The organism is Pseudaquabacterium terrae, from assembly GCF_013266755.1.
GTDB lineage: Bacteria > Pseudomonadota > Gammaproteobacteria > Burkholderiales > Burkholderiaceae_C > Pseudaquabacterium > Pseudaquabacterium terrae.
The window spans coordinates 497421-523149 of record NZ_JABRWJ010000005.1 but is presented as its reverse complement, the minus strand read 5'-3'; the positions used below and the strand labels follow the sequence as shown (position 1 = coordinate 523149).

The following is a 25729-nucleotide window of genomic DNA, read 5'->3' as shown; positions in this document are numbered from 1 at the left end:
TCTCGCCATGAGAATGCTCGACCTGGACTCGCTGGAGATTTTTCGCACCGTCGCGCGCGAGGGCGGCGTGATCCGCGCGGCGGCGCGGCTCAATCGTGTGCAGAGCAATGTCACGACGCGCATCAAGCAGCTCGAAGAGCGCCTGGGCGTCGCGCTGTTCCGGCGCCAGGGCCGCTCGCTGGTGCTGTCGGCCGAGGGCGACAGCCTGCTGGTGCATGCCGAGCAATTGCTGCGGCTGGCCGACGAGGCCGAGAGCGCTCTGCGCGACGGGCCGGCGCGCGGGCCGTTCCGCCTCGGCTCGCTGGAGAGCACCGCGGGCAGCCGGCTGCCGGCGATCCTCGCGCGCTATCACCGGCTGCATCCGGCGGTGGTGATCGAGCTCGGTACCGGCAACACCGCCGCGCTGCTGCAGAAGGTGATCGACTACCGCCTCGAAGCCGCGTTCGTCAGCGAGCCCTTCACCGCGCCGGGTCTGGCCTCGATCCCTGTCTTCGAGGAGGAGCTGGTGCTGATCACTGCGCGCGGCCACCTGCCGGTGCAGCGCGCCGCCGACCTCGGCCGCAGCACCATCCTCGCGTTCTCGCAAGGCTGCTCGTACCGCAAGCGGCTGGAGGACTGGTTCGGCCAGGCCAACGTGCTGCCGGAGCGGGTGCTGGAGTTCGCCAGCTACCCGGCGATCATCGCCTGCGTTGCCGCCGGCACCGGCTGCGCCATCGTGCCGCGCTCGGTGCTGCTGACCTTGCGCGCCTCGGTCGATGTGGCCGAGCATGCGCTGCCTGAGCGTGTGCGCCGCAACCGCACGCACCTGGTCTGGCGCGGCGAGCCGTCGCCGGCGCTGCAGCGGCTGATCACGCTGCTCGATGCCTTGCCGCCGGCGTCGCGCGCGGCCGTGCCGGGCCGGCGCGCAAAGTCACCTGAGACAATGCCTGCATGACGGAATGGATCGTGCCGGCGCTGCTGGCACTCAATGGATTGATGCTGCTGTGGCTGCTGCTGCGGCCCGACGACAAGACCCGACAAGCGCAGGCGGACGAGCGGCAGCGCGAGCAGCGGGCCCGCGACGAGGAGCACCAGCGCGCGCTGCGTGCCGAGCTGCAGGACGGCGCCCGCGCGACACGCCAGGAGCTTGCTGCCTCACTCGCGCTGCTGCAGCAGACGCTGCTGGCGCACAGCGGCGACATCGCCCGCACGCAGAACGAGCAGATCGATGCCTTCCGCAGCCAGCTGGCGGTGCTGCAGCATGCGGTGGGGCAATCGCTGCAGGCGGTGGCCGCGCAGCTGACCGAGCAGTTCCGCGTCTTGACCGAGGCCAACGAGCGCCGGCTGGGCGAGGTGCGCCAGGCGGTCGAAGGCCGGCTCGCGGCGCTGCAGGAAGGCAACGAGAAGAAGCTCGAGCAGATGCGCGCGACGGTCGACGAGAAGTTGCACGCGACGCTGGAGCAGCGCCTCGGCGAGAGCTTCAAGCAGGTTGCCGAACGGCTCGAACAGGTGCACCGCGGCTTGGGTGAAATGCAGGCGCTGGCGCGCGACGTCGGTTCGCTGAACCGCGTGCTGACCAACGTGAAGACGCGCGGCATCTTCGGCGAGGTGCAGCTCGCCGGCCTGCTGGAGCAGGTGTTCACGCCCGAGCAGTACGCGGCCAATGTCGAGACGGTGCCAGGCAGCGGCGCGCGGGTGGAATTCGCGATCCGGCTGCCGGGTCGCCATGGCGCGGAGGGCGGACCGCCCGTGTGGCTGCCGATCGATGCCAAGTTCCCGCGCGAGGACTACGAGCGCCTGCTCGATGCGCAGGAGCGTGCCGATGCGCCCGCTGTCGAACTGGCCGCGCGCGCGATCGAGGCCCGCCTGAAGCTCGAGGCGCGCACGATCCGCGAGAAGTACCTCGCCGCGCCGCACACCACCGACTTCGCGATCCTCTTCGTGCCGACCGAGAGCCTGTACGCCGAAGCGCTGCGGCGCCCCGGCCTGGTCGAGCACCTGCAGCGCGAGCACCGCATCATGCTGGCCGGCCCGACGACACTGCTGGCCACGCTGTCGAGCCTGCAGATGGGCTTTCGCACGCTGGCGCTGGAACGGCGCAGCGCCGAGGTCTGGCAGGTGCTCGGTGCGGTGAAGACCGAATTCGCGAAGTTCGGCGAGGTGCTTGCGCGCACCCGCAAGAAGCTGCAGGAAGCCGGCAATACGATCGAGGCGGCGGAGGTGCGCACGCGCGCGATGGCGCGCCAGCTGCGCGGCGTCGAGGCGGTCGGCGATGCGTATGCGCAGCAGGCGCTGCCGGGCATTCCGGAAGAGGGCGAGGAGATCGAAGGGGGCGCCTCTGCCTGACACCGCAGGTGAGCGGCCACCGATGGCCAGCGTGCTGCCGGCGCTGATTGCCGGCCAGATCGCGCTGCATGCGGCAATGGCCGGCCAGCGCATGGCCGCGCCGCTGCAGGCGCTGCAGCAAGGCCACAGCGCGTGGGCGGTCGGCGTGCTGCTGGCGCTGTTCGCCGCGCTGCCGGTGGTCACCGCGCTGGCTGCCGGCCGCATGGCGGATCGGCACGGCTACCACCGGCCGCTGCACGTTGCCGTCGGCGGGACGATGCTCGGCGCGGGGCTGGCCTTCGCTGCCTGTTTCGTCGACGGCTGGTGGCGCTTCGGGCTGCTGTGCGTCGGCGCGGCGGCCAGCGGCGTCGGCACCAACGTCGGCCTGATCGCGATCCAGCGCACCGCCGGCCACCTGGCGGGCGATTCGACCGAGCGCATGCGCGTCTTCAGCTGGCTCGGCATGGCGCCGTCGCTGGCCAATGTCGTCGGGCCGGTGGCGGCCGGCTTCATGATCGATGCTGGCGGCTTCGCGGCGGCCTATGCGCTGCTGTTCGCGCTGCCGCTGCTGTCGCTGATCACTGCCCGCCGCGTGCCGGTGGTCGCGCGCCAGGCGCCGGCGCGCGAGGCCGGCGATGGCGGCGGCGCCTGGGACCTGCTGGCGACACCGGGACTGAAGCGGCTGCTGTTCGTCAACTGGCTGCTGTCGGCGAGCTGGGACGTGCACAGCTTCGCGGTGCCGGTGCTCGGCTTCGACCGCGGCTACAGCGCGTCGACGATCGGCATCGTGCTCGGCAGCTTCACGCTGGCGGTGACGCTGGTGCGCTTCATCATTCCGCTGCTCGCGCACCGGCTGCGCGAGGTCACGGTGCTGCGCTTCGCGATGGTGCTGACCGGCATCGTCTTCACGCTCTACCCGTTCGCCAAGACCGCCTGGATGATGGGCATCTGCGCGACGCTGCTCGGGCTGACGCTCGGCGCCGTTCAGCCGATGATCATGTCGACGCTGCACCACCTGACGCCCGAGCACCGGCACGGCGAGGCGATCGCCTTTCGCTCGATGGCGATCAATTTCTCGAGCAGCGTGATGCCGCTGGCCTTCGGCCTCGCCGGCTCGGTGCTCGGGCCGGGCGTGATGTTCTGGATCATGGGCGCCGCGGTCGGCGCGGGCAGCTGGGTGGCCAAAGGCCTCACGCGGGCTTTTGCAACAGCCGAGCGGTCCAGTTGACTGACGCGGCGCTGCGCCGCATCGGCGAGCGGCTCGCGACGATGGCCGGTGGCTAGAAGCGAATGCCCGAGGCCGGTTGCTCCGGCGCCTCCGCGGGCGCCGGCGCCGGAGGCAGCACGGCGGGAACCGGCGGCTGCTCGGGCGCGCGCGGCGTGATCGGCACCGGCGCGGCGGCCTGGTAGTCCTTCGGCAGCTTCGACTCGCGCGGGTACCCGGCCAGGTCGAGCAGCGCGCTCCACTGCATCGCCGAATAGCCGTTCAGCGCCTGGCCGCCGACGGTCACTGCCGGCATGCCGCGGTTGCCGGTCGCGCGTTCGACCACGGCGAGGTCGTCCTGCCGCAGCACCTGGCGTTCGGTCAGCGGAATGCCGCGTTGCTTGAGCATCTGGCGCGCGGTGTCGCAGAGCTCGCACTGCGGCGCCGTGTACAGCACGACCGGGAAGCGGGTGACCACCTGCCGCAGCTCCAGCGGCAGCGCCGAGCTCGGCGTCGACACCACGCTGCCGTCGCGGCGCATCGCGCTGACCTGGCCTTGCTGCGCGGGGGGCGGGCGGTCGGTGTAGGTGATGCGGCCATCGGGGCCGACCACCTTGTATTGGGCTTGCAGCGGCATGCAGGCCAGGACCATCAACGCGCCGAAGGTGAGCGTACGCTTCATTGGCCGAATCTAGCCCAGTGCGCCGGGCGCCTCAAGTCGGGTGAGCGCGACCGACGTGTCACTGGTGCACCCCTTCGGAACGGCCGGGCGGCGCTCATCCCGCCATGCCCTGGTGGCGCAGCAGCGCGTCGATCTTCGGCTCGCGGCCGCGGAAGGCGCGGAAGCTCTCCATCGCCGGCCGGCTGCCGCCCGATTCGAGGATCTCGCGGCGGTAGCGGCGCCCCGTCTCGGCATCGAACACGCTCGATTCCTCGAACGCGGCATAGGCGTCGGCCGACAGCACCTCGGCCCACTTGTAGCTGTAGTAGCCGGCCGAGTAGCCGCCAGCGAAGATGTGCGAGAAGGTGTGCTGGAAGCGGTTGTAGGGCGGCGGGATCAGCACCGCGACTTCTCGCCGCACCCCGTCCATCAGCGCCTGGATGTGCTCGGCCGCGCCGGCTTCGGCATGCAGACGCATGTCGAACAGCGCGAACTCGATCTGCCGCAGCGTCTGCAGCCCGCTCTGGAAGTTGCGCGCCGCGGTCATGCGCTCGAACAGCGCCCGAGGCAGCGCTTCGCCGGTGTCGACATGGGCGGTCAGGCGCGACAACACCTCCCATTCCCAGCAGAAGTTCTCCATGAACTGGCTCGGCAGCTCGACCGCGTCCCACTCGACTCCGGCGATGCCGGCGACCGCCAGGTCATCGACCTGCGTCAGCATGTGGTGCAGGCCGTGGCCGAACTCGTGGAACAGCGTGATGACGTCGTCGTGCGTCAGCAGCGCGGGCTTGTCACCCACCGGCGCGGCGAAGTTGCACACCAGCTGCGCCACCGGCGTCTGCAGCACGCCTTCGGGGCGCGCCCAGCGGCCGCGCACGTCGTCCATCCAGGCGCCGGGGCGCTTGCCGGTGCGGGCGTAGGGGTCGAGGTAGAACTGGCCGACCAGCTGCGGCTGCTCGGAGGTGCCGGCGGCGCTGCGCTCGATGCGGTAGAAGCGCACGCTCTCGTGCCAGATGCCCTGCGCCTCGTCCGGGCGGATCTGCACCTCGAACAGCGTCTCGACGATGCGGAACAGGCCTTCGAGCACGCGCGGCTCCGTGAAGTACTGCTTGACCTCCTGCTCGCTGAAGGCATAACGCGCTTCCTTCAGCTTCTCCGACGCATAGGCCAGGTCCCAGGGCTGCAGGTCGGGCAGCTTCAGCTGCTCGGCGGCAAAGGCGCGCACCTCGGCCAGGTCGCGCTCGGCATAGGGGCGGGCCTTGGCGGCCAGCTCACGCAGGAACTGCTGCACCTGGGCCGGCGATTCGGCCATCTTCGGCACCAGCGACAGCTCGGCATAACTCGCGTAGCCGAGCAGCCCGGCTTCTTCCTGGCGCAGCGTGATCAGCTCGCGCATCAGCGCCGAGTTGTCGCGCTCGGCGGCGCCGAACTCGCTGGCCCGCGTGACATAGGCGCGGTACAGCTCCTCGCGCAACGCACGGTCGTCGGCGTACTGCATCACCGGCATCCACACCGGCATGTGCAGCGTCAGCTTGTGGCCTTGCTGGCCGTCGGCCTGGGCGGCTTCGCGCGTCGCCTCGACGATGTCGGCCGGCACGCCGGCGAGGCGCTCGGCGCCCACGGTGAGCGTGTAGCCGTCGGTTGCGTCGAGCACGTGCTCGGAGAACTTCTGCGCCTTCTCGGCATGCGCTTCCTGGATGGCCTTGAAGCGCTCCTTCGCCGTGCCCTGCAGCTCGGCGCCGGACAGCATGAAGTCGCGCATCGCGTTGGCCAGCGCGCGCCGGCGCGGCGCGCTCAAGGCCGCCGCGGCCGGGCTCTGCACGATCGACTTGTACTTGGCGTACAGCCGCTCGTCGGCGCCGAGCTTGGTGTGGAATTCGGTGATGCGGCCGAGGTTCTCGTTGTACGCGGCACGCAGCTCGGGCGTGTTGGCCACGGCATTCAGGTGGCCGACGGCACCCCAGGCGCGGCCCATGCGCTCCAGCGGCACGTCGAGCACCGTCGACAGCGCGTCGTAGTCGGCCGGGGTGTCGGCGCTGACGGCGCGTTCGAGCGCGGCTTCGGCTTCAGGCAGCAGCACGTCGAGGGCCGGTGTCACGTGTTCGGGCCGGATCTCGGCGAAGGCGGGCAGGTCGCCGGCGCGCAGCAGGGGGTTGGTGTTCATGGCAACTGGACTCGTTCAGGCCGCGGTGCGTTCCGCTGATTCGACAGTGTTGACCAGCAGCATCGCGCGTGTCATCGGCCCGACCCCGCCGGGCACCGGGGTGATCCAGCCGGCGATCTCGCGCACGGCGTCGAAGTCGACGTCGCCGCAGAGCTTGCCGTCGTCCTTCTTGTTCATGCCGACGTCGATGACCACGGCGCCGGGCTTGACCATGTCGGCGGTCAGCACGTTGCGGCGGCCGACGGCGGCAACGACGATGTCAGCCTGGCGGGTGTGCACGCCCAGGTCGGGCGTGCCGCTGTGGCAGACGGTCACCGTCGCGTTGGCCTGCAGCAGCAGCAGCGCCATCGGCTTGCCCACCGTGTTGCTGCGGCCGATCACCACCGCGTGCTTGCCTTTGAGCGACACGCCGGTGGTCTCGATCAGCTTCATGCAGCCGTAGGGCGTGCACGGGCGGAAGCCGGGCAGGCCGCAGAGCAGGTCGCCGGCGCTCTGCACCGAGTAGCCGTCGACGTCCTTGGCGGTGGAGATCGTCTCGATCACGCGCTGCGGATTGATCTGCTTGGGCAGCGGCATCTGCACCAGGATGCCGTGCACCGTCGGGTCGTCGTTCAGCGCTTGCAGGCGCGCCAGCAGGTCGGCTTCGCTCAAGCTCGCCGGGTGGCGCTCGAGGATCGAGCGCATGCCGACGCTTTCGCAATCGGCCACCTTGTGCTTGACGTAGACCTGCGAGGCCGGGTCGTCGCCGACCAGGATCACCGCCAGCCCGGGCTGGTGGCCGCGTGCGGTCAACGCGGCGACGCGCTCGGCCACCTCGCTGCGGATCTTCTTCGCCAGGGCGTTGCCGTCGATCAATTGGGCGCTCATCGGGATCTCCGAAATGCAAGAGGCCGCTGGATCACAGCGGCCTCGGTCAGGATGTGGGGTTCAGGCTTTCGCGGTATTCGCACCGAGCGCGATCTTCAGCAGATCGGCCACCGTGTTCGCGTTCAGCTTCTCCATGATGTTGGCGCGGTGCGCCTCGACCGTCTTGATGCTGATGCCCAGGTCGTCGGCGATCTGTTTGTTCAGCCGGCCGGCGACGATGCGCTCGAGCACCTGCGCCTCGCGCGTCGTCAGGCGCGACAGCAGCGCATCGCGGCTGGCCTGTTCCTGGTGCTGGCTGAACGCGGCGCGCGCGGAATCGAGCATGCGTTCGACGAGGCCGAGCAGGTCGTCCTCCTTGAACGGCTTCTCGATGAAGTCCATCGCGCCTTTCTTCATCGTCGTCACGGCCATCGGCACGTCGCCGTGGCCGGTGATGAAGACCACCGGCAGCGGGCTCTTGCGCTCGAGCAGCCGGTCCTGCAGCTCCAGCCCGCTCATGCCATCCATGCGGATATCGGCGATCAGGCAGGCGACTTCGCGGGGATCGAAGCGCGAGAGGAAGGATTCGGCCGAGTCGAAGCACTTGACCCGGTAGTCCTTGCCTTCGAGCAGCCATTGCAATGAATCGCGTACCGCCTCGTCGTCGTCGACGACATACACGGTGCCCTTCTTGGGAATCAGGCTCATGGGGTGGTGTTTGCCGCAGGTGGGGCGTCAGCGTCGGGCGCTACGGTCGTCCGCCGGGAGTTCAGCGGTGGCGGTGGCAGCGTTGTCTCCTCGTGCCGCGCACTGGTTTCGACGGGCAGGGTGAAGGCGAACCGGCACCCCGCAACAGAGCTGCCATTGTAGAGGTTCTGCGCCTTGATACGCCCGCGGTGGGACTCCACGATCGAGCGGCACAGGCTCAGGCCGATGCCCATGCCTTCGGCCTTGGTCGAGAAGAAGGCTTCGTAGAGCCGGTTGATCACTTCCTCGGGCAGGCCGGGGCCCATGTCGGTGACGCTGAACTCGATCACGCCGCCTTCTTCGGGCGTGTGGCGCGGGATCACGCGCAGCTCGATGTGGCGGCGCGCCGCCGGCAGCTTGGCGCTGTCGATCGCCTCGGCGGCGTTCTTCAGCAGATTCAGCAGCACCTGCTCGACCAGGATCGGATCGCACTTCAGAACCGGCAGCCTCTGCGCGACGTAGTGGTGGATCGCGACGTTGCGGCGGCGCAGCTCGATGCTCGCCAGCTCGACCGCGTCCTCGACGATGTCCTTGGCGTGCGCCGGCTGGCGCTGCGGCTCGCTCTTCTTCACGAAGGCGCGGATGCGGTGGATGATCTGGCCGGCGCGCTCGGCCTGGCGCGCGGTCTTCTCGAGCGCGGCGACCAGGTCACCCTGCTGGATCGTCTCGGCCTTGACGCGCGAGATCATGCCGCTGCAGTAGTTGGTGATCGCCGTCAGCGGCTGGTTCAGCTCGTGCGCGACGGACGACGCCATCTCGCCCATCGTGATCAGCCGGCTCGACACCTGCGCCTTCTCGGCCTGCGCCGAGGCCTGCTCCTCGGCGCGGCGGCGCGCGGTGATGTCGGTGGCGATCAGCATCTGCGCGAGGCGCCCGTCGGTCCACTGCAGGTAGCGCGAGCGCACGTCGAACCACTTGTCGAGCGGGTGCGCGTAGACCTCGCGCGGGTTGGTGCCGATGCTGGTCAGCTCCTGCGTCGGCAGCCCGGACAGGCCGTCGACCGCATCGTCGGGCTCGGCGATGAAGGGCACGGCAGGGCCGGCGCCGCTGGCCAGCAGGCCGTGGCCGCGCGCATCGGCGCCGAACCACAGGCGGTACGAGCGGTTGGCGAACAGCAATTCCCCCTGCTGCACCGACAGCACCGAGACCGCGGCATCGAGCCCTTCGAGCACCGTCGTGAAGCGCTCGTGCGAGGCCGACAGCTGGTCGCGGATGCGCTTGGCCTCGGTGATGTTGGTCATCGAGGTCATCCAGCCGGTCTGGTGGCCGCGCGCATCGACCAGCGGCGAGACATACATGCGCGCGTCGAACAAGGTGCCGTTCTTGCGCATCACCTTGACCTCGATGCCGCCGGCCGGGCTGCGGCCCTGCAGCTCCTGCTGCAGCAGGCGGCTGTTCTCTTCGATGCGGTCGTGCGGCCAGTACGGGTAGGGCGGCAGGCGGCCGATCAGCTCGTTCTCGGTGAAGCCGGTCATCGCGCAGAAGGCCGGGTTGACGTAGCTGACGCGCCCCTCCAGGTCCATCGCCCGCATGCCGGTCAGCATCGAGTTCTCCATCGCGCGGCGGAAGTTGGTTTCCGCGACCAGCGCGCCCTGGATCTGCGACCGGCGCCGCATGTGGCGCCAGGTGCCCAGCAGCATCCACACCGTCAGCACCGACAGCGCGACGACCATCCAGAACAGCGTGTTGCCGATCAGGCCGACGGAGGTGCGGTAGCCGCTGCCGCGCAGGATCAGGCCGTTGGCGGCCGGCGCCAGCGGCACGTCGTTGAACAGCGCCGGTGCCCGCGCGGGGCCGGGCATCGGCGTCACGCTGCTGGCGATCACGCGTTCGCGCTCGTCGATCACCGCGATCGCGTGGCGGTTGGTCACCTCGGCCGGCACGAAGTGGCGCAGCAGCACGTCGATCGAGTACTCGACGACCAGCGCGCCGGAGAAGCTGCCGCGGTCGAGCAGCGGTACGTGCAGCTCGAAGACCATCGTGCCGGCGGGGTCCTTGAAGGGGCGCGAATAGATCGGCTGGCGCACGTCGCGCGCGGCGATGAAGGCCCAGTCGGCCTCGCTCGGCCGGCTCGCGGCCGCGGCGGCCAGCGCGGCGGCTTCGGCAGCGCTGGCGGCGGCCGCCTGCTGGGCGCTGCGTGATGAAAAGCGGGTCGGGGCGGGCTTCGGCGGTGGTGGCAGCTCACGCTCGGAGAACGCCGACTGGCGCGCGCGCACCTTGCGGTCGGCGCCGATCCAGCTCAGCTGCAGGATCTCGGGCCGGTCGGCGGTGAAGCGCGCGGCCTGGGCCAGGAAGTTCGGCGCCTCCAGCTCGCGCGTGACGATCTCGCGCGCCATGCGCACCAGCTGCTCCTGGTTCTCGATCAGGCGCAAGCGGATCTGCTGCTGGGCGATCTCGGTGTCGCGCTTGACCGCTTCGGCCTCGCGATCGATTTCCTCGTTGCGCAGGTACCAGAAGGCCGAAATGATGGCGGCCAGGAACAACATCACCGAGACCAGCGGCGCCAGCGTCGCGAAGCGGTCCTGCCGTGCCGGCGACTGCCGCCGCCACCAGCGGCCGAGCAAGCGACGCCCGAGCGGGGTGACGCCGGGTCCGGCGGGCAGGGGCTTCGAGGGGGTCATGCGGCCGATTATCCCGGCGCCGTCGTGCCCGCCAGACATCATGGCGGCGCTGCCGAGCTACGTAGTTTCACGATACAAAATCGACTCGCGCAATTTGAAACGACCGAGCTTCTGTGTCAAACTTCGCGCGCCCCGCCGCCCCAAGTGCCGCGCGCCCCAACGAACCGCCCCAGGAGACCCCGAATGTCCGCTGTGCCCGACTCCTTCTTCGGCGCTGCCGCCAACGATGCCGACGCCCAGGAAACCCGTGAGTGGCTCGAAGCGCTCGACGCCGTCATCGCCAACGAAGGCCCCGAGCGCGCTCACTTCCTGCTCGAGCAGCTGATCGACGAAGCGCGCCAAGCCGGCATCGACCACCCGTTCTCGGCCAACACCGCCTACGTCAACACCATCCCGCCGGACCAGGAAGAGCGCTGCCCCGGCAACCTGGAGATCGAGGAACGCCTGCGCGCCTACATGCGCTGGAACGCGATGGCGATGGTCGTCAAGGCCAACCGGCTGGACCCGGCCGACGGCGGTGACCTCGGCGGCCACATCTCGTCGTTCGCCTCGGTGGCGACGATGTTCGGCGCCGGCTTCAACCACTTCTGGCATGCCGCCACCGAGGACCACGGCGGCGACCTGCTGTACATCCAGGGCCACTCGGCGCCCGGCATCTACGCCCGCGCCTTCATGGAAGGCCGCATCAGCGCCGACCAGCTGCTGAACTTCCGCCAGGAAGTCGACGGCAAGGGCCTGTCGAGCTACCCGCATCCGAAGCTGATGCCCGAGTTCTGGCAGTTCCCCACCGTCTCGATGGGCCTGGGCCCCTTGATGGCGATCTACCAGGCGCGCTTCCTGAAGTACCTGCACGCGCGCGGCATCGCCAACACCGAGAACCGCAAGGTCTGGGTCTTCTGCGGCGACGGCGAGATGGACGAGCCGGAATCGCTGGGCGCCATCGGCCTGGCAGCGCGCGAGAAGCTCGACAACCTGATCTTCATCGTCAACTGCAACCTGCAGCGCCTGGACGGCCCGGTGCGCGGCAACGGCAAGATCATCCAGGAGCTCGAAGGCGAGTTCCGCGGCTCGGGCTGGAACGTCATCAAGCTGCTGTGGGGCAGCTACTGGGATCCGCTGCTCTCGCGCGACAAGGACCACGTGCTGCGCAAGATCATGATGGAGACGGTCGACGGCGACTACCAGGCGATGAAGGCCAACGACGGCGCGTTCGTCCGCAAGCACTTCTTCGGCCGCCATCCCAAGGCACTCGAGATGGTCTCGAAGATGACGGACGATGACATCTGGCGTTTGCAGCGCGGCGGCCACGACCCGCAGAAGGTCTACGCGGCCTACCACCGCGCGGTCAACCACAAGGGCCAGCCGACGGTGATGCTGATCAAGACCGTCAAGGGCTTCGGCATGGGCAAGGCCGCGGAGGGCAAGAACACTGCGCACCAGGCCAAGAAGCTGACCGACGACGACATCAAGGGCATGCGCGATCGCTTCAACATCCCGATCAGCGACGAGCAGCTGGCCAAGGACATCCCGTTCTACCGCCCGGCCGACGACACGCCGGAGATGAAGTACCTGCAGGAGCGCCGCCGCGCGCTCGGCGGCTACCTGCCCAAGCGCCGCCCGAAGGCCGACGAGCACCTGCCGGTGCCGCCGCTGGAGACCTTCAAGGCCGTGCTCGAGCCGACCGCCGAAGGCCGCGAGATCAGCACCACGCAGGCCTACGTGCGCTTCCTGACCACGCTGCTGCGCGACAAGCAGCTGGGCCCGCGCACCGTGCCGATCCTCGTCGACGAGGCGCGCACCTTCGGCATGGAAGGCCTCTTCCGCCAGATCGGCATCTACAACCCCGAGGGCCAGAAGTACACGCCGGTCGACAAGGACCAGGTCATGTACTACAAGGAAGACAAGGCCGGCCAGATCCTGCAGGAAGGCATCAACGAGGCGGGTGGCATGGGCTCGTGGATCGCCGCGGCGACGTCGTACTCGACGAACAACCGCGTGATGATCCCGTTCTACGTCTACTACTCGATGTTCGGCTTCCAGCGCATCGGCGACATGGCCTGGGCCGCCGGCGACATGCAGGCGCGCGGCTTCCTGCTCGGCGGCACCTCGGGCCGCACGACGCTGAACGGCGAAGGCCTGCAGCACGAGGACGGCCACAGCCACATCCTCGCCGGCACGATCCCGAACTGCGTGAGCTACGACCCGACCTTCGCGCACGAGGTGGCGGTGATCATGCACCGCGGCCTGCAGCGCATGGTCGAGCAGCAGGACAACGTCTTCTACTACATCACGCTGCTCAACGAGAACTATGCGATGCCCGGGATCACCGCCGGCACCGAAGAGCAGATCATCAAGGGCATGTACCTGCTGCAGGACGCCAAGCCGAAGGCCAAGCAGCCGGTGGTGAACCTGCTCGGCTCGGGCACCATCCTGCGTGAATCGATGTTCGCCAAGGAACTGCTCGAGAAGGACTGGGGCGTGGCCGCCAAGGTGTGGAGCTGCCCGAGCTTCAACGAGCTGGCGCGCGACGGCCAGGACTGCGAGCGCTTCAACCTGCTGCATCCGACTTCAGAACCGAAGGTCCCCTTCATCGCCCAGCAGCTCGACAAGCATGCGGGCCCGGTGATTGCCTCGACCGACTACATGAAGAACTACTGCGAGCAGGTGCGCGCCTTCATGCCCAAGGGCCGTGCCTTCAAGGTGCTCGGCACCGACGGCTTCGGCCGCAGCGATTTCCGCAGCAAGCTGCGCGACCATTTCGAGGTCAACCGCCACTACATCGTGGTGGCGGCGCTGAAGTCGCTGGCCGATGAAGGCAGCGTCCCGGCCGCGAAGGTGGCCGAGGCGATCGCCAAGTACGGCATCAACGCCGACAAGGTCAACCCGCTCTACGCATAACACCACGAACACGCGGAGACACACAGTCATGGCATTGGTTGAAGTCAAGGTCCCGGACATCGGCGACTTCAAGGACGTCGCGGTGATCGAGCTGCTGGTCAAGCCCGGCGACACGGTGAAAGCCGAGCAGAGCCTGATCACGGTCGAGAGCGACAAGGCATCGATGGAGATTCCTTCGAGTCACGCCGGCGTCGTCAAGGAACTGAAGGTCAACATCGGCGACAAGATCAACGAGGGCTCGCTGCTGTTGCTGCTCGAGGCCGATGGCGTCGCCGCGCCCGCTGCCGCGCCGGCCGCTGCCGCACCGACACCGCCGGCCGCGGCACCCGCGGCCGCAGCGCCGGCCCCGGCGCCGGCAGCCGCACCGGCTGCCGCTTCCGGCGGGCTGGTCGACGTGCTGGTGCCCGACATCGGCGACTTCGCGGAAGTCGCGGTGATCGAGGTGATGGTCAAGCCCGGCGATGTGATAAAGGTCGAGCAGAGCCTGATCACCGTCGAATCGGACAAGGCGTCAATGGAGATCCCGTCGTCGCATGCCGGCACCGTCAAGGAAGTCAAGGTCAAGATCGGCGACAAGGTGGCCAAGGGCTCGCTGGTGGTGGTCGTCGAGGCCGCCGGTGGCGCCGCCGCGCCGGCACCGGCACCGGTCGCGGCTGCAGCGGCGCCGACAGCGGCCGCTGCCGCCGCACCGGTGCCCGCTGCAGCCGCCGAACGCATCTCGCCCACCGCAGCGCTGCCGCCGCATGAACCGAGCGCGCCCAAGGGCGCGCTGCCGCACGCCTCGCCGTCGATCCGCAAGTTCGCGCGTGAGCTCGGCGTGCCGCTCGACGAGGTCAAGGGCAGTGGTCCGAAGGGCCGCATCACCCAGGAAGACCTGCAAGGCTTCGTCAAGGGCGTGATGGCCGGCGCGGTGCAGACCAGCGCACAGAAGTCCAAGGCACCGGCCGGCGGCGCGGCCGCTGGCGGTGGCGCCTTCCCCGGCCTGCTGCCGTGGCCGCAGGTCGACTTCACGAAGTTCGGCCCGGTCGAGCGCAAGGACCTGTCGCGCATCAAGAAGATCTCCGGCGCCAACCTGCACCGCAACTGGGTCGTGATCCCGCACGTCACGAACCACGACGATGCCGACATCACCGAGCTCGAGGCCTTCCGCGTCCAGCTGAACAAGGAGAACGAGAAGTCCGGCGTCAAGGTCACGATGCTGGCCTTCCTGATCAAGGCCTCGGTCGCTGCGCTGAAGAAGTTCCCGGAGTTCAACAGCTCGCTCGATGGTGAGCAGCTGGTGATGAAGAACTACTTCCACATCGGCTTCGCCGCCGACACGCCGAACGGCCTGGTCGTGCCGGTGATCAAGGACGCCGACAAGAAGGGCGTGCTGCAGATCTCGCAGGAAATGAGCGAGCTGGCGAAGAAGGCGCGCGACGGCAAGCTGGGACCCGCCGACATGAGCGGCGGCTGCTTCAGCATCTCGTCGCTGGGCGGCATCGGCGGGCGCTACTTCACGCCGATCATCAATGCGCCCGAAGTCTCGATCCTCGGCGTCTGCAAGAGCAGCACCGAGCCGCGCTGGGACGGCAAGGCCTTCGTGCCGCGCCTGATCCTGCCGCTGTCGTTGAGCTGGGATCACCGGGTGATCGACGGCGCTTCGGCCGCGCGCTTCAACGCCTATCTCGGCAGCATCCTGGCCGACTTCAGGAGAGTCCTGCTGTGACGACGGTCGCGGTCGCTCGCAAGAACGGCCAGGTCGCGATTGCCGCCGATGCGCTGGTGACCTTCGGCGATACGCGCCTGGCCCATGGCTACGAAGCCAACGACAAGGTGTTCCGCATAGGAGACTCGTGGGTCGGCATGGCCGGCACGACGGCGCACTTCCCGGTGCTGCGCAAGGCGCTCGGCGGCCTGGCCGCCGACGAGCTGAAGCTGCACTCGCGCGACGAGGTCTTCGACACCTTCCTGAAGCTGCACCCGAAGCTGAAGGAGCACTTCTTCCTGAACACCAAGGAAGAGGATGCCGACCCTTACGAGAGCAGCCAGTTCACCGTGCTGATCGCCAATGCGAGCGGCATCTTCGGCGTTTATTCGTACCGCGAGGTGTTCGAGTTCGAGCGTTTCTGGGCCATCGGCTCGGGCCGCAGCTTCGCGCTCGGCGCGATGCACGCGAGCTGGGACAAGGCCAAGACCGCGCGCGAAGTCGTCGAGACCGGCGTGCGCGCGGGCTGCGAATTCGACAAGAACTCTGCGGGCCCCATCAAGGCTCACACCCTCAAACTGAAAGATTGAGCAGCCATGGCACTCGTTGAAGTGAAAGTACCCGACATCGGCGACTTCAAGGACGTCGCGGTGATCGAGATCCTCGTCAAGCCGGGCGACACGGTGGCGGTCGAGCAGAGCCTGGTGACGGTGGAGTCCGACAAGGCCTCGATGGAGATTCCGTCGAGCGCTGCCGGCGTCGTCAAGGAACTGAAGATCGCCATCGGCGACAAGGTCAACGAGGGTTCGCTGCTGCTGACGCTCGAAGGCAGCGGCAGTGCCGCGGCCCCCGCGCCTGCGCCGGCACCCGCCGCGGCGGCGCCCGCGCCGGCCGCTGCCGCGCCCGCACCGGCGGCTGCGAGCTACGCCGGCGGCGCCGACATCGAATGCGACATGCTGGTGCTCGGCGCCGGCCCGGGCGGCTACTCGGCCGCCTTCCGTTCGGCGGACCTCGGCATGAAGACCGTGCTGGTCGAGCGTTATGCCACGCTCGGCGGCGTCTGCCTGAACGTCGGCTGCATCCCGTCGAAGGCGCTGCTGCACGTGGCCGCGGTGATGGACGAGGTCAGCCACTTCGCGGCGCTCGGCGTCGATTTCGGCGCGCCGAAGCTCGATCTTCCGAAGCTGCTCGCGCACAAGAACAAGGTCGTCGGCAAGCTGACCGGTGGCCTGACGGCGATGGCCAAGATGCGCAAGGTCACCGTCGTGCGCGGCTACGGCAGCTTTGCCGACCCGCATCACGTGACCGTCGAAGAGACCAGCGGCGACGCGCAGCAGAAGACCGGCAAGACGCAGACGATCCGCTTCAAGCACTGCATCATCGCCGCCGGCTCGCAGGCGGTGCGGCTGCCCTTCCTGCCCGACGATCCGCGCATCGTCGACTCGACCGGCGCGCTCGAACTGCGCGACAACCCCAAGCGCATGCTGATCGTCGGCGGCGGCATCATCGGCCTCGAGATGGGCACGGTGTATTCGACGCTCGGCGCGCGGCTCGATGTCGTCGAGATGCTCGACTCCCTGATGCAGGGCGCCGACCGCGACCTGGTCAAGGTGTGGCAGAAGATGAATGCGCCGCGCTTCGACAACATCATGCTGAAGACCAAGACCGTCGGCGCCGAGGCGACCAAGGACGGCATCCTGGTGCGCTTCGAAGGCGAGGGCGCGCCGAAGGAGCCGCAGCTGTACGACGTGGTGCTGCAGGCGGTCGGTCGCAGCCCGAACGGCTTGAAGATCGGCGCCGACAAGGCCGGCGTACGTGTGAGCGAGCGCGGCTTCATCCCGGTCGACGTGCAGATGCGCACCAACGTGCCGCACATCTTCGCGATCGGCGACATCGTCGGCAACCCGATGCTCGCGCACAAGGCGGTGCACGAGGCGCACGTGGCGGCCGAGGTGGCGTCTGGCGACAGCAAGGCGCAGTTCGATGCGCGCGTGATCCCGAGCGTCGCCTACACCGACCCGGAAGTGGCCTGGGTCGGGCTGACCGAGGACGAGGCGAAGGCGCGCGGCGTCAAGGTCAAGAAGGGCCTGTTCCCGTGGACCGCGTCCGGCCGGGCGATCGCCAACGGCCGCGACGAGGGCTTCACGAAGCTGCTGTTCGACGCCGAGACGCACCGCATCGTCGGTGGCGGCATCGTCGGCACGCATGCCGGCGACATGATCGGCGAGGTCGCGCTGGCGATCGAGATGGGCGCCGACGAGGTCGACATCGGCAAGACCATCCACCCGCACCCGACGCTGGGCGAGAGCATCGGCATGGCGGCCGAAGTCGCCCACGGCACCTGCACCGACCTGCCGCCGCAGCGGCGCTGAGGGCTCCCCACGGCGCGACGCGCAAAACGTCGCGTCTCGTTGCCTCAAGTTACAGGCGTCAGCGGTCGACATTCAGATCAGGCGTGCCCCCCGGCAGGCCTGATTGCGTGTCGACATGCCGCCTGCCCACGACCTCTCCGCTCACTCGTCGCCGCTCCGTGCGGGCCGTTCGCCCGCTGCCGCCGGGACGACGCCGGCCGCCGCCCAACGCGGCGCCACGCTGGCGCGCCAGCAGTACTGGCTGGTCTCCGCCGTCGTGCTGCTGTGCCTGCTCGTCGCGCTGGTCGTGCAGCAATGGGCTGCGCGCGCCGCGCTGGTGCAGCAGCTCGGCCAGCAGAACCGCGCCAGCGCGCAATGGCTGGCGCTGGCCCTGAACACCGAGGCCGGCCGTGATCCGGCGCAGCGCGAGGCCCTGCTCGGCGCGCACGTCGCTTCGGCACGGCTGCATCGGCTCGAGCTTCGTGATGCCGAAGGCCGCACGCGTTGGGCGCAACGCGCCGAGGTGGCGCCGGTCTGGGCGCCCGCGGCGTATGCCGAGCTGCTGGCGCTGACCGACCTCTCCGCGACCGCGCCGCTGCGCAACGCCGCCGGCGAAGCGGCCGGCAGCGTGCTGGTCGAGGCCCAGGGCGGCGACGCGGTCGACGTGCTGTGGCAAGGCCTGCTGCAGTCGGTGATCGCCTTGGGCCTGGTCGGGCTGGCGGTGCTGGTCGGCGCCGCCTGGGGCGTGCGTTCGCTGCGCCGGCTGCTGGCCGACGCGGTGGCCCAGGCCGATGCCTTCTGCGACGGCCGCTACACGCGCGTCGCGCCGCCCTCGCTGCCCGAGCTGCAGCCGCTGGCGGCGAGCATGAACCTGCTCGGCGAGCGCGTGCAGGCCCTCTTCGACACCCAGGCCGCCGAGCTCGAACAGCTGCGCCGCCATGCCCACCTCGACAGCCTGACCGGCCTGCCGCTGCGCCGCTTTTTCGTGGCCCGGCTCGAACAAGCGCTCGGCGATGAAACCGCGCCGGCCGAGCTGGGCCTGCTGCTGCTGCGCGTGCGCGACCTCACCGGCATGAACCGGCGCGTCGGCCATGCGCAGGCCGACCAGGTGCTGCAGGCGATCGCGCGCATCCTGCAGAGCTACCCGCAGCGCGCCGACGGCTGTTTCGCCGGCCGGCTGAACGGGTCCGATTTCGCGCTGGTGCTGCCGGTCGGGGGTGTCGCCGACGAAACCGCGCAGTCGCTGGTGCGCGGCCTGCGGCTGCCTCTGGTGACGCTGGACGCCGCCGCGGCGGTGGCGATCGGCGCGGTCGAGCTCGGTGGCGGCCGCACGCTGCCGCAGGCACTCGCGCTGGCCGATGAAGCGCTCGGTCAGGCCGAGGCCATGCGGCCGTACTCGGCCGTCACGCTCGCCGATGCCGGCGCTGCGGTGGCCCTCGGCGCCGCCGGCTGGCAACAGCGGCTGTCGCAGGCGCTCGAGCAAGGCCGCGTGGCGCTGGCCGAATTCCCGGTCTGCACCGCCGACGGCCGCGTGCTGCACCTCGACTGCCCGATGCGCGTGCAGCTGGAAGCGGGCGGAGCGTTCGAGCCGGCGCTGCGCTGGCTGGCGCAAGCCCAGCGTGCGCGGCTGAGTGCCGCGGTCGACGAGCGCGCGATCGAGCTCGCGCTGCAGGCGATCGAGAACGACGGCCGCGCGCGCTGCATCAACCTGTCGGCGCAATCGCTGGGCGTCAGCGATTTCATGGCCGCCGTGTCACGCCGGCTCGAAGCCGCGCCCCAAGCCGCGACGCGCCTGTGGATCGACCTGCCCGAGGCGCTGGCGCTGGACCGGCCGGCGCTGGTGCAGGAAGCCTCGCGACGCTGGCGGCCGCTGGGCGTCTACCTGGGTCTGGAACACGCCGGCGAAGGCCTCGCGCGCATCCACCGCCTGACCGAGCTCGGCCTCGACTGCGTGCGCATCGATGCCCGCTTCGTGCGCGGGTTGGCCGCCGCCGATGCCAGCGACGACGCCCGCCGCTATCTGCGCGGGCTGGTGCAGCTGGTGCAGAGCGTGGGCATCTCGATCGCCGCCGAGGGCGTCAACGACGACGACGACCTGCAGCTGCTGTGGTCGCTCGGCTTCGATGCCGCGACCGGGCCGGCGGTGACGCGGGCCGCCATCAATGCCGACGCCGAGGTCTCGGAGCCGGCGCCGCTTCAGCCGATATCGGCCAAATGCAGCGGGTAGCCGTTGCCGCTGCGCCGGCAATCGAAGTAGTGGCGCAGCGTTTCGCGCACCGTGCGGAACGCGATCTCGTCCCAGGGGATCTCGTGCTCGTGGAAGAGCCGCGCATCGAGTGATTCGGGGCCGGGATCGAGCGTCGTGTCGAGCATGCGCGCGCGGTAGAACAGGTGCACCTGGCCGACGCGCACGACGTTCAGCAGCGTCAGCAGGCCCTCGAGCTCGACCTTCGCACCGGCCTCTTCCACCGTCTCGCGCAACGCGCCGTCGGCGACCGTCTCGCCCAGTTCCATGAAGCCCGCCGGCAAGGTCCACAGCCCGTAGCGCGGCTCGATCGCGCGCTTGCACAGCAGCACCTGTTCGCCCCACACCGGCAGCGTGCCGACGACGTTCAGCGGGTTCTCGTAGTGGATCGTGCCGCAGCCGTCGCAGACCGCGCGTTCGCGGTTGTCGTCGGCGGGAATGCGGTAGTCGACCGGGCGGCCGCAATGGCGACAGTGCTTGATGCGGCGCGGGTCGATCAACATGGTGCGGCAGTGTAGCGGTGGCATCATCGTCGGCTTCCCTGCACCGCCCTTGCCGCCACTGCCATGAGCTACGTCATTCCCGCCCCCCGACAAGCCACCGTCCCCGTTCAGGGCGGCGGCGAATTCCCCGTGCACCGCATCTACTGCGTCGGCCGCAACTACGCCGAGCACGCGCAGGAGATGGGCTTCTCGGGCCGCGAGCCGCCGTTCTTCTTCATGAAGCCGGCCGATGCGGTGCTGCCGGTGGCCGAGGGCACGACGGGCGAGATGGCCTACCCGCCGCTGACCAGCAACCTGCACCACGAGATCGAGCTGGTCGTCGCGCTCGGCAGCGGCGGCCGCGACATCGCGGTGGCCGACGCCACTCGGCACATCTGGGGCTACGCCGTCGGCCTCGACATGACGCGGCGCGACCTGCAGGGCGAGATGAAGAAGCAGGGCCGGCCGTGGTGCATCGGCAAGGGCTTCGACGAGGCGGCGCCGATCGGCGCGCTGCGTTCGATCGCCACGACGGGCGAGCTGGTCCGCGGTGCGATCACGCTGTCGGTGAATGGCCAGCAGCGCCAGCGCGGCGACCTGTCGGAGTTGATCTGGAGCGTTGCCGAGACGATCGCCACGCTGTCGCAGGCCTGGACGCTGCAGCCCGGCGACCTGATCTTCACCGGCACGCCGGCCGGCGTCGGCGCCGTGGTGGCGGGTGACGTGATGGAAGGCGTGATCGAAGGCCTGGGCTCGCTGCGCGTCAGCGTGCGCTGAAGGCAGGAGCAAAACGATGGAGCTCTACAACTTCTTCCGTTCGTCGGCCTCGTTCCGCGTGCGCATTGCGCTGCAGCTGAAGGGCCTGGCCTACGACTACAAGCCGGTCTCGCTCGTGAAGAACGAGCACCTGACGCCGGGCTACGGCGCGTTGAACGTCGCGCGGCTGGTGCCGCTGCTGAAAGACGGCGATACCTCGGTCTCGCAATCGCTGGCGATCATCGAATACCTCGACGAGACGGTTCCCGAGCCGCCGCTGCTGCCGGCCGATGCGCTCGGCCGCGCGCGCGTGCGCTCGCTGGCGCTGGACATCGCCTGCGAGATCCATCCGCTGAACAACCTGCGCGTGCTGCGCTACCTGGTCGGTCCGCTGAAGGTCGCGGAGGACGACAAGAACACCTGGTACCGGCACTGGGTCGAGACCGGGCTGGCGGTCGTCGAGCAGCGCCTGGCCGCTGCACCATCGCGTTATTGCCATGGCGACACGCCGACGCTGGCCGATTGCGTGCTGGTGCCGCAGATCTTCAATGCGCAGCGCTTCGATTGCGGGCTCGACCACGTGCCGCAGGTGATGCGGGTGTTCGAGGCCTGCATGGCGCATGAGGCGTTCCAGCGCGCACAGCCGTCGGCTTGTCCGGATGCTTCCTGAAGCGTTACCCGACGCGCTGCGGCCCGAATGGCCGGCGCCGCCGAACGTCAGCGCGCTGATGAGCACGCGGCTCGGCGGCGTCAGCGCGGCGCCGTTCGACACCTTGAACCTGCGGCCGCCCGGCTTGCGCGGCGACGCGGTCGATGCGCCCGAGGCAGTCGCCGAGAACCAGCGCCGTTTCGCCGCAGCGCTCGGCGCGACGCCGGTGTGGCTGGACCAGGTGCACGGCGCCGACGTCGTGCGGCTGACGCGCGCTGACCTGCAGCCCGGTCGGCCGCACCCGCGTGCCGACGCCGCCATCAGCACCGAACCGGGCATCGGCTGCGCCGTGCTGGTCGCCGATTGCCTGCCGGTGCTGCTGTGCGACCGCGCTGGTCGCGCGGTTGGCGCCGCCCATGCCGGCTGGCGCGGGCTGGCCGGCGGGGTGGTCGAGCACACGCTGGCCGCGCTGTGCGAAGCCGCCGGCTGCGCGCCGGACGAGGTGATCGCCTGGCTTGGTGCCTGCATCGGGCCGCGGCAGTTCGAGGTCGGCGCCGACGTGCTCGAAGCCTTCGGTGCCGATTCGGCATCGCCCGACCCGGTGCGATTCGTCTACCGGCCGCGCCCGGACGGCGCGCCGCGCTGGCTCGCCAACCTGCCGCAGCTGGCGCGAGATCGGCTGGCAGCCGCCGGCGTCAAGGCGATCAGCGGCGGCGCGTGGTGCACCGTCGAGCAGCCGTCACGGTTCTTTTCGTTCCGGCGCGAGCGGGTCACCGGCCGCCAGGCCGCCGCCATCGCCCTGCGCGGCTGAGGCAGCCGCGGCGTCGGCCGCCACTTCCGCGCGGTATCGGGCGCGGCGCCGCGCCGGCGTGCCCATCACGTACAGCACGATGGCCAGCGGCAGCAAGCCATAGAGCAGCAGCGTGAAGAAGGCGCCCAGCAGCGTGCCCTGGCTCGACATCGCCTCGGCGGCCGCCATCAGCACGACGACGAACATCCAGGCGACAGCAACGATCAGCATCCGTTCACATTTCAAATTGTGATACGCAATATCGCGTATCGAAAACCTGGGTCACCATCGGGTAAGCTACCGGCTGTACAAGGTGATGCCGCGCGAGCGAGCATTGCACAAGCCGCGGCCGTGCCACTCTGGCACCTGTTGGAGACAAGCGAATGAAGAGCCCGTCCGTCCCGTCCCTCGATGCCGTGAACGCCCAGGCGCAGGCTTTCGGCACCGCAATGGGCGAGATGCTCAAGACGGTCTCCGGCATCAACCTGCCGATGGACGCGCTGGCCGGCCTGCAGGCCGACTACGTCAACGAAGTGACCCGGCTGTGGAACGGCGCCCTCGGCGGTGCCGCATCGGCCGAGGTGCACAAGCCGCTGACCGACAAGCGTTTCGCTTCCCAGGCCTGGGCACAGAACCCGGCCACCGCGATCGCCGCGCAGAGCTACCTGCTGAACGCGCGCACGCTGCTGAAGATGGCCGACAGCGTGCAGGCCGACGAGAAGACCAAGGCGCGCATCCGCTTCGCGGTGCAGCAATGGGTCGACGCCGCGAGCCCGGCGAACTACCTGGCGCTGAACCCCGAGGCGCTGAACAAGGCGATCGAGACCCAGGGCGAGAGCATCGCCCAGGGCCTGCAGCACCTGTGGCAGGACATCGGCAAGGGCCACGTGTCGCAGACCGACGAAAGCGTCTTCGAAGTCGGCCGCAACGTCGCGACCACCGAAGGCGCGGTGGTGTTCGAGAACGAACTGTTCCAGCTGATCGAGTACAAGCCGCTGACGGCCAAGGTGCACGACAAGCCGATGCTCTTCGTGCCGCCGTGCATCAACAAGTACTACATCCTCGACCTGCAGCCCGAGAACTCGGTGATCCGCTACACCGTCGAGCAGAGCCACCGTGTGTTCGTGATGAGCTGGCGCAACCCGGACGTGTCGATCGCCGGCAAGACCTGGGACGACTACATCGCCGACGGCCCGATCCAGGCCATCGAGGTGGTGCAGGAGATCACCGGCGCCGACACGATCAACACCCTTGGCTTCTGCGTCGGCGGCACGATCCTCTCCACGGCGCTGGCGGTGCTGGCCGCGCGCGGCGAGCACCCGGCGGCGTCGGTGACGCTGCTGACCACGATGCTCGACTTCGAGGACACCGGCGTGCTCTCTGTCTTTATCGACGAGCCGTCCGTGCGCCTGCGCGAGCTGACGATCGGCGAACAGGCATCGAACGGCCCCGGCCTGCTGAAGGGCCAGGAGCTGGCCACGACCTTCAGCTTCCTGCGTCCGAACGACCTGGTCTGGAACTATGTCGTCGGCAACTACCTGAAGGGCGAAGCGCCGCCGCCGTTCGACCTGCTGTACTGGAACGGCGACTCGACCAACCTGCCGGGGCCGATGTTCTGCTGGTACCTGCGCCACACCTACCTGGCGAACGACCTGAAGCAGCCGCGCAAGCTGACCGTCTGCGGCGAGAAGCTCGACCTCGGCCAGGTGAAGGCCCCCGTCTTCATCTACGCCTCGCGCGAGGATCACATCGTGCCGTGGACCGCCGCCTACGCGTCGACGCGCGTGCTGAAGGGCCCGAAGCGCTTCGTGCTCGGCGCCTCCGGCCACATCGCCGGCGTGATCAATCCGGCCGTCAAGAACAAGCGCAGCCACTGGGTCAACGACAAGCTGCCCGAAGCGGCCACCGACTGGCTGTCCAGCGCCAACGAAAAACCCGGCAGTTGGTGGCCGGACTGGTCCGCCTGGCTGGCGAGCCATGCCGGCAAGCAGGTCGCCGCGCCGAAGTCCTTCGGCAGCCGCCAGCACAAAGTGATCGAGCCCGCGCCCGGTCGCTACGTCAAGCAGAAAGCCTGATCCTCCACTCTCTCTCGTCCTCCTGAAGGAGACCTCCATGTCCAATGACATCGTCATCGTCGCCGCCGCCCGCACCGCGGTCGGCAAGTTCGGCGGCTCGCTCGCCAAGATCTCCGCGCCCGAGCTCGGCGCCACCGTGCTCACCGAGCTGCTCAAGCGCGCCAAGCTGAGCGGCGACCAGATCGGCGAGGTCATCCTCGGCCAGGTGCTGGCGGCCGGTGCCGGCCAGAACCCGGCGCGCCAGTCGGTGATCAAGGCCGGGCTGCCCCAAGGCGTGCCGGCGCTGACGATCAATGCCGTCTGCGGCTCGGGCCTGAAGGCCGTGATGCTTGCCGCGCAGGCGATCCAGGCCGGTGACTCGGACATCGTCATCGCCGGCGGCCAGGAGAGCATGAGCCTGGCGCCGCACGTGCTGCCGAACTCGCGTGACGGCCAGCGCATGGGCGACTGGAAGCTGGTCGACTCGATGATCGTCGACGGCCTCTTCGACGTGTACAACAAGTACCACATGGGCATCACCGCCGAGAACGTCGCGAAGAAGTACGAGATCTCGCGCGACAAGCAGGATGCGCTGGCGCTGGCTTCGCAGCAGAAGGCCGCCGCCGCGCAGGACGCCGGCAAGTTCAAGGACGAGATCGTCCCGGTGCTGATCCCGCAGCGCAAGGGTGACCCGATCGCCTTCGACGCGGACGAGTACATCAACCGCAAGACCAACGCCGAAGCGCTGGCCGGGCTGAAGCCGGCCTTCGACAAGGCCGGCAGCGTGACCGCCGGCAATGCCTCGGGCCTGAACGACGGCGCCGCCGGCGTGGTCGTGATGACGGCCAAGCGTGCCGACCAGCTCGGCCTGACGCCGCTGGCGCGCATCGCCAGCTACGCGACCGTCGCGCTCGACCCGGCCTTGATGGGCATGGGCCCGGTGCCGGCCTCGCAGAAGGCGCTGCAGCGCGCCGGCTGGAAGGCCGCCGACCTCGACCTGCTGGAGATCAACGAAGCCTTCGCCGCGCAGGCCTGTGCCGTGCACAACGAGATGGGCTGGGACCTCGACAAGGTCAACGTCAACGGTGGCGCGATCGCCATCGGCCATCCGATCGGTGCGTCGGGCTGCCGCATCCTGGTGACGCTGCTGCACGAGATGCAGCGCCGCAACGCCAAGAAGGGCATCGCGTCGCTGTGCATCGGCGGTGGCATGGGCGTTGCTCTCACCGTCGAGCGCTGAGCACATTTTCCAGAGGTCCTGCGCTCTGCC

The 25729-nt window shown here is 69.3% G+C and carries 20 protein-coding genes; 13 read left to right on the top strand and 7 right to left on the bottom strand.

Translation table 11 applies throughout. From position 1 onward, the window contains the following. The first annotated feature begins 7 nt into the window (after positions 1–7). The 3 genes from HLB44_RS18365 to HLB44_RS18355 are packed head-to-tail and all read left to right on the top strand — an operon-like array spanning position 8 to position 3532. Positions 8–934: a LysR family transcriptional regulator gene (locus tag HLB44_RS18365; RefSeq protein WP_173125175.1), complete on the top strand. Its 927-nt coding sequence runs from the start codon at positions 8–10 to the stop codon at positions 932–934. Further along, positions 931–2325 (top strand): DNA recombination protein RmuC, encoded by a 1395-nt coding sequence (locus HLB44_RS18360; protein WP_173125173.1) that lies wholly within the window; start codon positions 931–933, stop codon positions 2323–2325. Before HLB44_RS18365 ends, HLB44_RS18360 begins: the two co-directional genes overlap by 4 nt. 22 nt (positions 2326–2347) lie before the next feature. Continuing rightward, a complete protein-coding gene (locus HLB44_RS18355; protein ID WP_173125171.1) occupies positions 2348–3532 on the top strand; it encodes an MFS transporter in 1185 nt (394 codons plus the stop codon). 52 nt (positions 3533–3584) lie between these two features. Here HLB44_RS18355 and HLB44_RS18350 read toward each other — a convergent pair whose 3' ends face one another. From HLB44_RS18350 to HLB44_RS18330, 5 genes are all read right to left on the bottom strand, one after another. Beyond that, entirely contained in the window at positions 3585–4190 is a 606-nt protein-coding gene (locus HLB44_RS18350) for a glutaredoxin family protein (protein ID WP_173125169.1), read from the bottom strand. Between the two features lie 94 nt (positions 4191–4284). Then, positions 4285–6333, bottom strand: coding sequence for a M3 family metallopeptidase (locus HLB44_RS18345; RefSeq protein WP_173125167.1), 2049 nt, complete (start codon positions 6331–6333; stop codon positions 4285–4287). 15 nt (positions 6334–6348) lie between these two features. Next, positions 6349–7200, bottom strand: coding sequence for a bifunctional methylenetetrahydrofolate dehydrogenase/methenyltetrahydrofolate cyclohydrolase FolD (folD, locus tag HLB44_RS18340; protein ID WP_173125165.1), 852 nt, complete (start codon positions 7198–7200; stop codon positions 6349–6351). Positions 7201–7260: 60 nt separating this feature from the next. Beyond that, a complete protein-coding gene (locus HLB44_RS18335) occupies positions 7261–7887 on the bottom strand; it encodes a response regulator transcription factor (RefSeq protein WP_173125163.1) in 627 nt (208 codons plus the stop codon). Further along, positions 7884–10547 carry a PAS domain-containing sensor histidine kinase gene (locus HLB44_RS18330; RefSeq protein WP_173125161.1) on the bottom strand — a complete coding sequence of 888 codons (2664 nt, stop codon included), beginning with the start codon at positions 10545–10547 and terminating at the stop codon, positions 7884–7886. The genes HLB44_RS18335 and HLB44_RS18330 overlap by 4 nt, the downstream gene beginning before the upstream one ends. Before the next feature lie 183 nt (positions 10548–10730). Here HLB44_RS18330 and aceE point away from each other — a divergent pair, with 183 nt between their 5' ends. The 5 genes from aceE to HLB44_RS18305 all read left to right on the top strand — a co-directional run bounded on the left by aceE (position 10731) and on the right by HLB44_RS18305 (position 19710). Then, entirely contained in the window at positions 10731–13445 is a 2715-nt protein-coding gene (aceE, locus tag HLB44_RS18325; protein ID WP_173125159.1) for a pyruvate dehydrogenase (acetyl-transferring), homodimeric type, read from the top strand. 28 nt (positions 13446–13473) lie between these two features. Further along, positions 13474–15153, top strand: coding sequence for a dihydrolipoyllysine-residue acetyltransferase (gene aceF, locus HLB44_RS18320; protein ID WP_173125157.1), 1680 nt, complete (start codon positions 13474–13476; stop codon positions 15151–15153). Continuing rightward, positions 15150–15722 carry an Ntn hydrolase family protein gene (locus HLB44_RS18315; RefSeq protein WP_173125155.1) on the top strand — a complete coding sequence of 191 codons (573 nt, stop codon included), beginning with the start codon at positions 15150–15152 and terminating at the stop codon, positions 15720–15722. Before aceF ends, HLB44_RS18315 begins: the two co-directional genes overlap by 4 nt. A gap of 6 nt (positions 15723–15728) precedes the next feature. Next, a complete protein-coding gene (gene lpdA, locus HLB44_RS18310; RefSeq protein WP_173125153.1) occupies positions 15729–17504 on the top strand; it encodes a dihydrolipoyl dehydrogenase in 1776 nt (591 codons plus the stop codon). A 115-nt stretch (positions 17505–17619) separates the two neighbouring features. After that, positions 17620–19710 (top strand): bifunctional diguanylate cyclase/phosphodiesterase, encoded by a 2091-nt coding sequence (locus tag HLB44_RS18305; protein WP_173125150.1) that lies wholly within the window; start codon positions 17620–17622, stop codon positions 19708–19710. Here HLB44_RS18305 and HLB44_RS18300 read toward each other — a convergent pair. Beyond that, positions 19680–20228: an NUDIX hydrolase gene (locus HLB44_RS18300; RefSeq protein WP_425500832.1), complete on the bottom strand. Its 549-nt coding sequence runs from the start codon at positions 20226–20228 to the stop codon at positions 19680–19682. The genes HLB44_RS18305 and HLB44_RS18300 overlap by 31 nt on opposite strands. Positions 20229–20294: 66 nt before the next feature. Here HLB44_RS18300 and HLB44_RS18295 point away from each other — a divergent pair, with 66 nt between their 5' ends. Genes HLB44_RS18295 through pgeF form a run of 3 tightly spaced genes read left to right on the top strand, consistent with a single transcriptional unit; the run spans position 20295 to position 22426 of the window. Beyond that, complete coding sequence (locus HLB44_RS18295) at positions 20295–20987, top strand: fumarylacetoacetate hydrolase family protein (RefSeq protein WP_173125146.1); 693 nt, start codon at positions 20295–20297, stop codon at positions 20985–20987. Between the two features lie 16 nt (positions 20988–21003). Beyond that, positions 21004–21636: a maleylacetoacetate isomerase gene (gene maiA / locus HLB44_RS18290; protein WP_173125144.1), complete on the top strand. Its 633-nt coding sequence runs from the start codon at positions 21004–21006 to the stop codon at positions 21634–21636. After that, a complete protein-coding gene (pgeF, locus tag HLB44_RS18285; RefSeq protein WP_246312323.1) occupies positions 21626–22426 on the top strand; it encodes a peptidoglycan editing factor PgeF in 801 nt (266 codons plus the stop codon). Before maiA ends, pgeF begins: the two co-directional genes overlap by 11 nt. On the opposite strand, the gene HLB44_RS18280 is transcribed toward pgeF, so the two are convergent. Beyond that, positions 22355–22636: a hypothetical protein gene (locus HLB44_RS18280; protein WP_173125142.1), complete on the bottom strand. Its 282-nt coding sequence runs from the start codon at positions 22634–22636 to the stop codon at positions 22355–22357. The two genes, pgeF and HLB44_RS18280, sit on opposite strands and share 72 nt — an antisense overlap. 218 nt (positions 22637–22854) lie before the next feature. Here HLB44_RS18280 and phaC point away from each other — a divergent pair, with 218 nt between their 5' ends. Both phaC and HLB44_RS18270 read left to right on the top strand, forming a co-directional pair. Further along, entirely contained in the window at positions 22855–24480 is a 1626-nt protein-coding gene (gene phaC / locus HLB44_RS18275; RefSeq protein WP_246312354.1) for a class I poly(R)-hydroxyalkanoic acid synthase, read from the top strand. 37 nt (positions 24481–24517) lie between these two features. After that, complete coding sequence (locus tag HLB44_RS18270; protein ID WP_173125138.1) at positions 24518–25699, top strand: acetyl-CoA C-acetyltransferase; 1182 nt, start codon at positions 24518–24520, stop codon at positions 25697–25699. Positions 25700–25729: the final 30 nt, after the last annotated feature.

Excerpts from the sequence above, each read along its gene's own strand:
- HLB44_RS18355 (WP_173125171.1), top strand. The coding sequence starts at position 2,348 with ATGGCCAGCGTGCTGCCGGCGCTGATTGCCGGCCAGATCGCGCTGCAT.
- HLB44_RS18330 (WP_173125161.1), bottom strand. The coding sequence starts at position 10,547 with ATGACCCCCTCGAAGCCCCTGCCCGCCGGACCCGGCGTCACCCCGCTC.
- HLB44_RS18345 (WP_173125167.1), bottom strand. The coding sequence starts at position 6,333 with ATGAACACCAACCCCCTGCTGCGCGCCGGCGACCTGCCCGCCTTCGCC.
- HLB44_RS18305 (WP_173125150.1), top strand. The coding sequence starts at position 17,620 with ATGCCGCCTGCCCACGACCTCTCCGCTCACTCGTCGCCGCTCCGTGCG.
- HLB44_RS18280 (WP_173125142.1), bottom strand. The coding sequence starts at position 22,636 with ATGCTGATCGTTGCTGTCGCCTGGATGTTCGTCGTCGTGCTGATGGCG.
- aceE (WP_173125159.1), top strand. The coding sequence starts at position 10,731 with ATGTCCGCTGTGCCCGACTCCTTCTTCGGCGCTGCCGCCAACGATGCC.
- HLB44_RS18335 (WP_173125163.1), bottom strand. The coding sequence starts at position 7,887 with ATGAGCCTGATTCCCAAGAAGGGCACCGTGTATGTCGTCGACGACGAC.
- aceF (WP_173125157.1), top strand. The coding sequence starts at position 13,474 with ATGGCATTGGTTGAAGTCAAGGTCCCGGACATCGGCGACTTCAAGGAC.
- folD (WP_173125165.1), bottom strand. The coding sequence starts at position 7,200 with ATGAGCGCCCAATTGATCGACGGCAACGCCCTGGCGAAGAAGATCCGC.
- HLB44_RS18365 (WP_173125175.1), top strand. The coding sequence starts at position 8 with ATGAGAATGCTCGACCTGGACTCGCTGGAGATTTTTCGCACCGTCGCG.
- pgeF (WP_246312323.1), top strand. The coding sequence starts at position 21,626 with ATGCTTCCTGAAGCGTTACCCGACGCGCTGCGGCCCGAATGGCCGGCG.
- lpdA (WP_173125153.1), top strand. The coding sequence starts at position 15,729 with ATGGCACTCGTTGAAGTGAAAGTACCCGACATCGGCGACTTCAAGGAC.
- HLB44_RS18295 (WP_173125146.1), top strand. The coding sequence starts at position 20,295 with ATGAGCTACGTCATTCCCGCCCCCCGACAAGCCACCGTCCCCGTTCAG.
- HLB44_RS18350 (WP_173125169.1), bottom strand. The coding sequence starts at position 4,190 with ATGAAGCGTACGCTCACCTTCGGCGCGTTGATGGTCCTGGCCTGCATG.
- HLB44_RS18270 (WP_173125138.1), top strand. The coding sequence starts at position 24,518 with ATGTCCAATGACATCGTCATCGTCGCCGCCGCCCGCACCGCGGTCGGC.
- HLB44_RS18360 (WP_173125173.1), top strand. The coding sequence starts at position 931 with ATGACGGAATGGATCGTGCCGGCGCTGCTGGCACTCAATGGATTGATG.
- maiA (WP_173125144.1), top strand. The coding sequence starts at position 21,004 with ATGGAGCTCTACAACTTCTTCCGTTCGTCGGCCTCGTTCCGCGTGCGC.
- phaC (WP_246312354.1), top strand. The coding sequence starts at position 22,855 with ATGGGCGAGATGCTCAAGACGGTCTCCGGCATCAACCTGCCGATGGAC.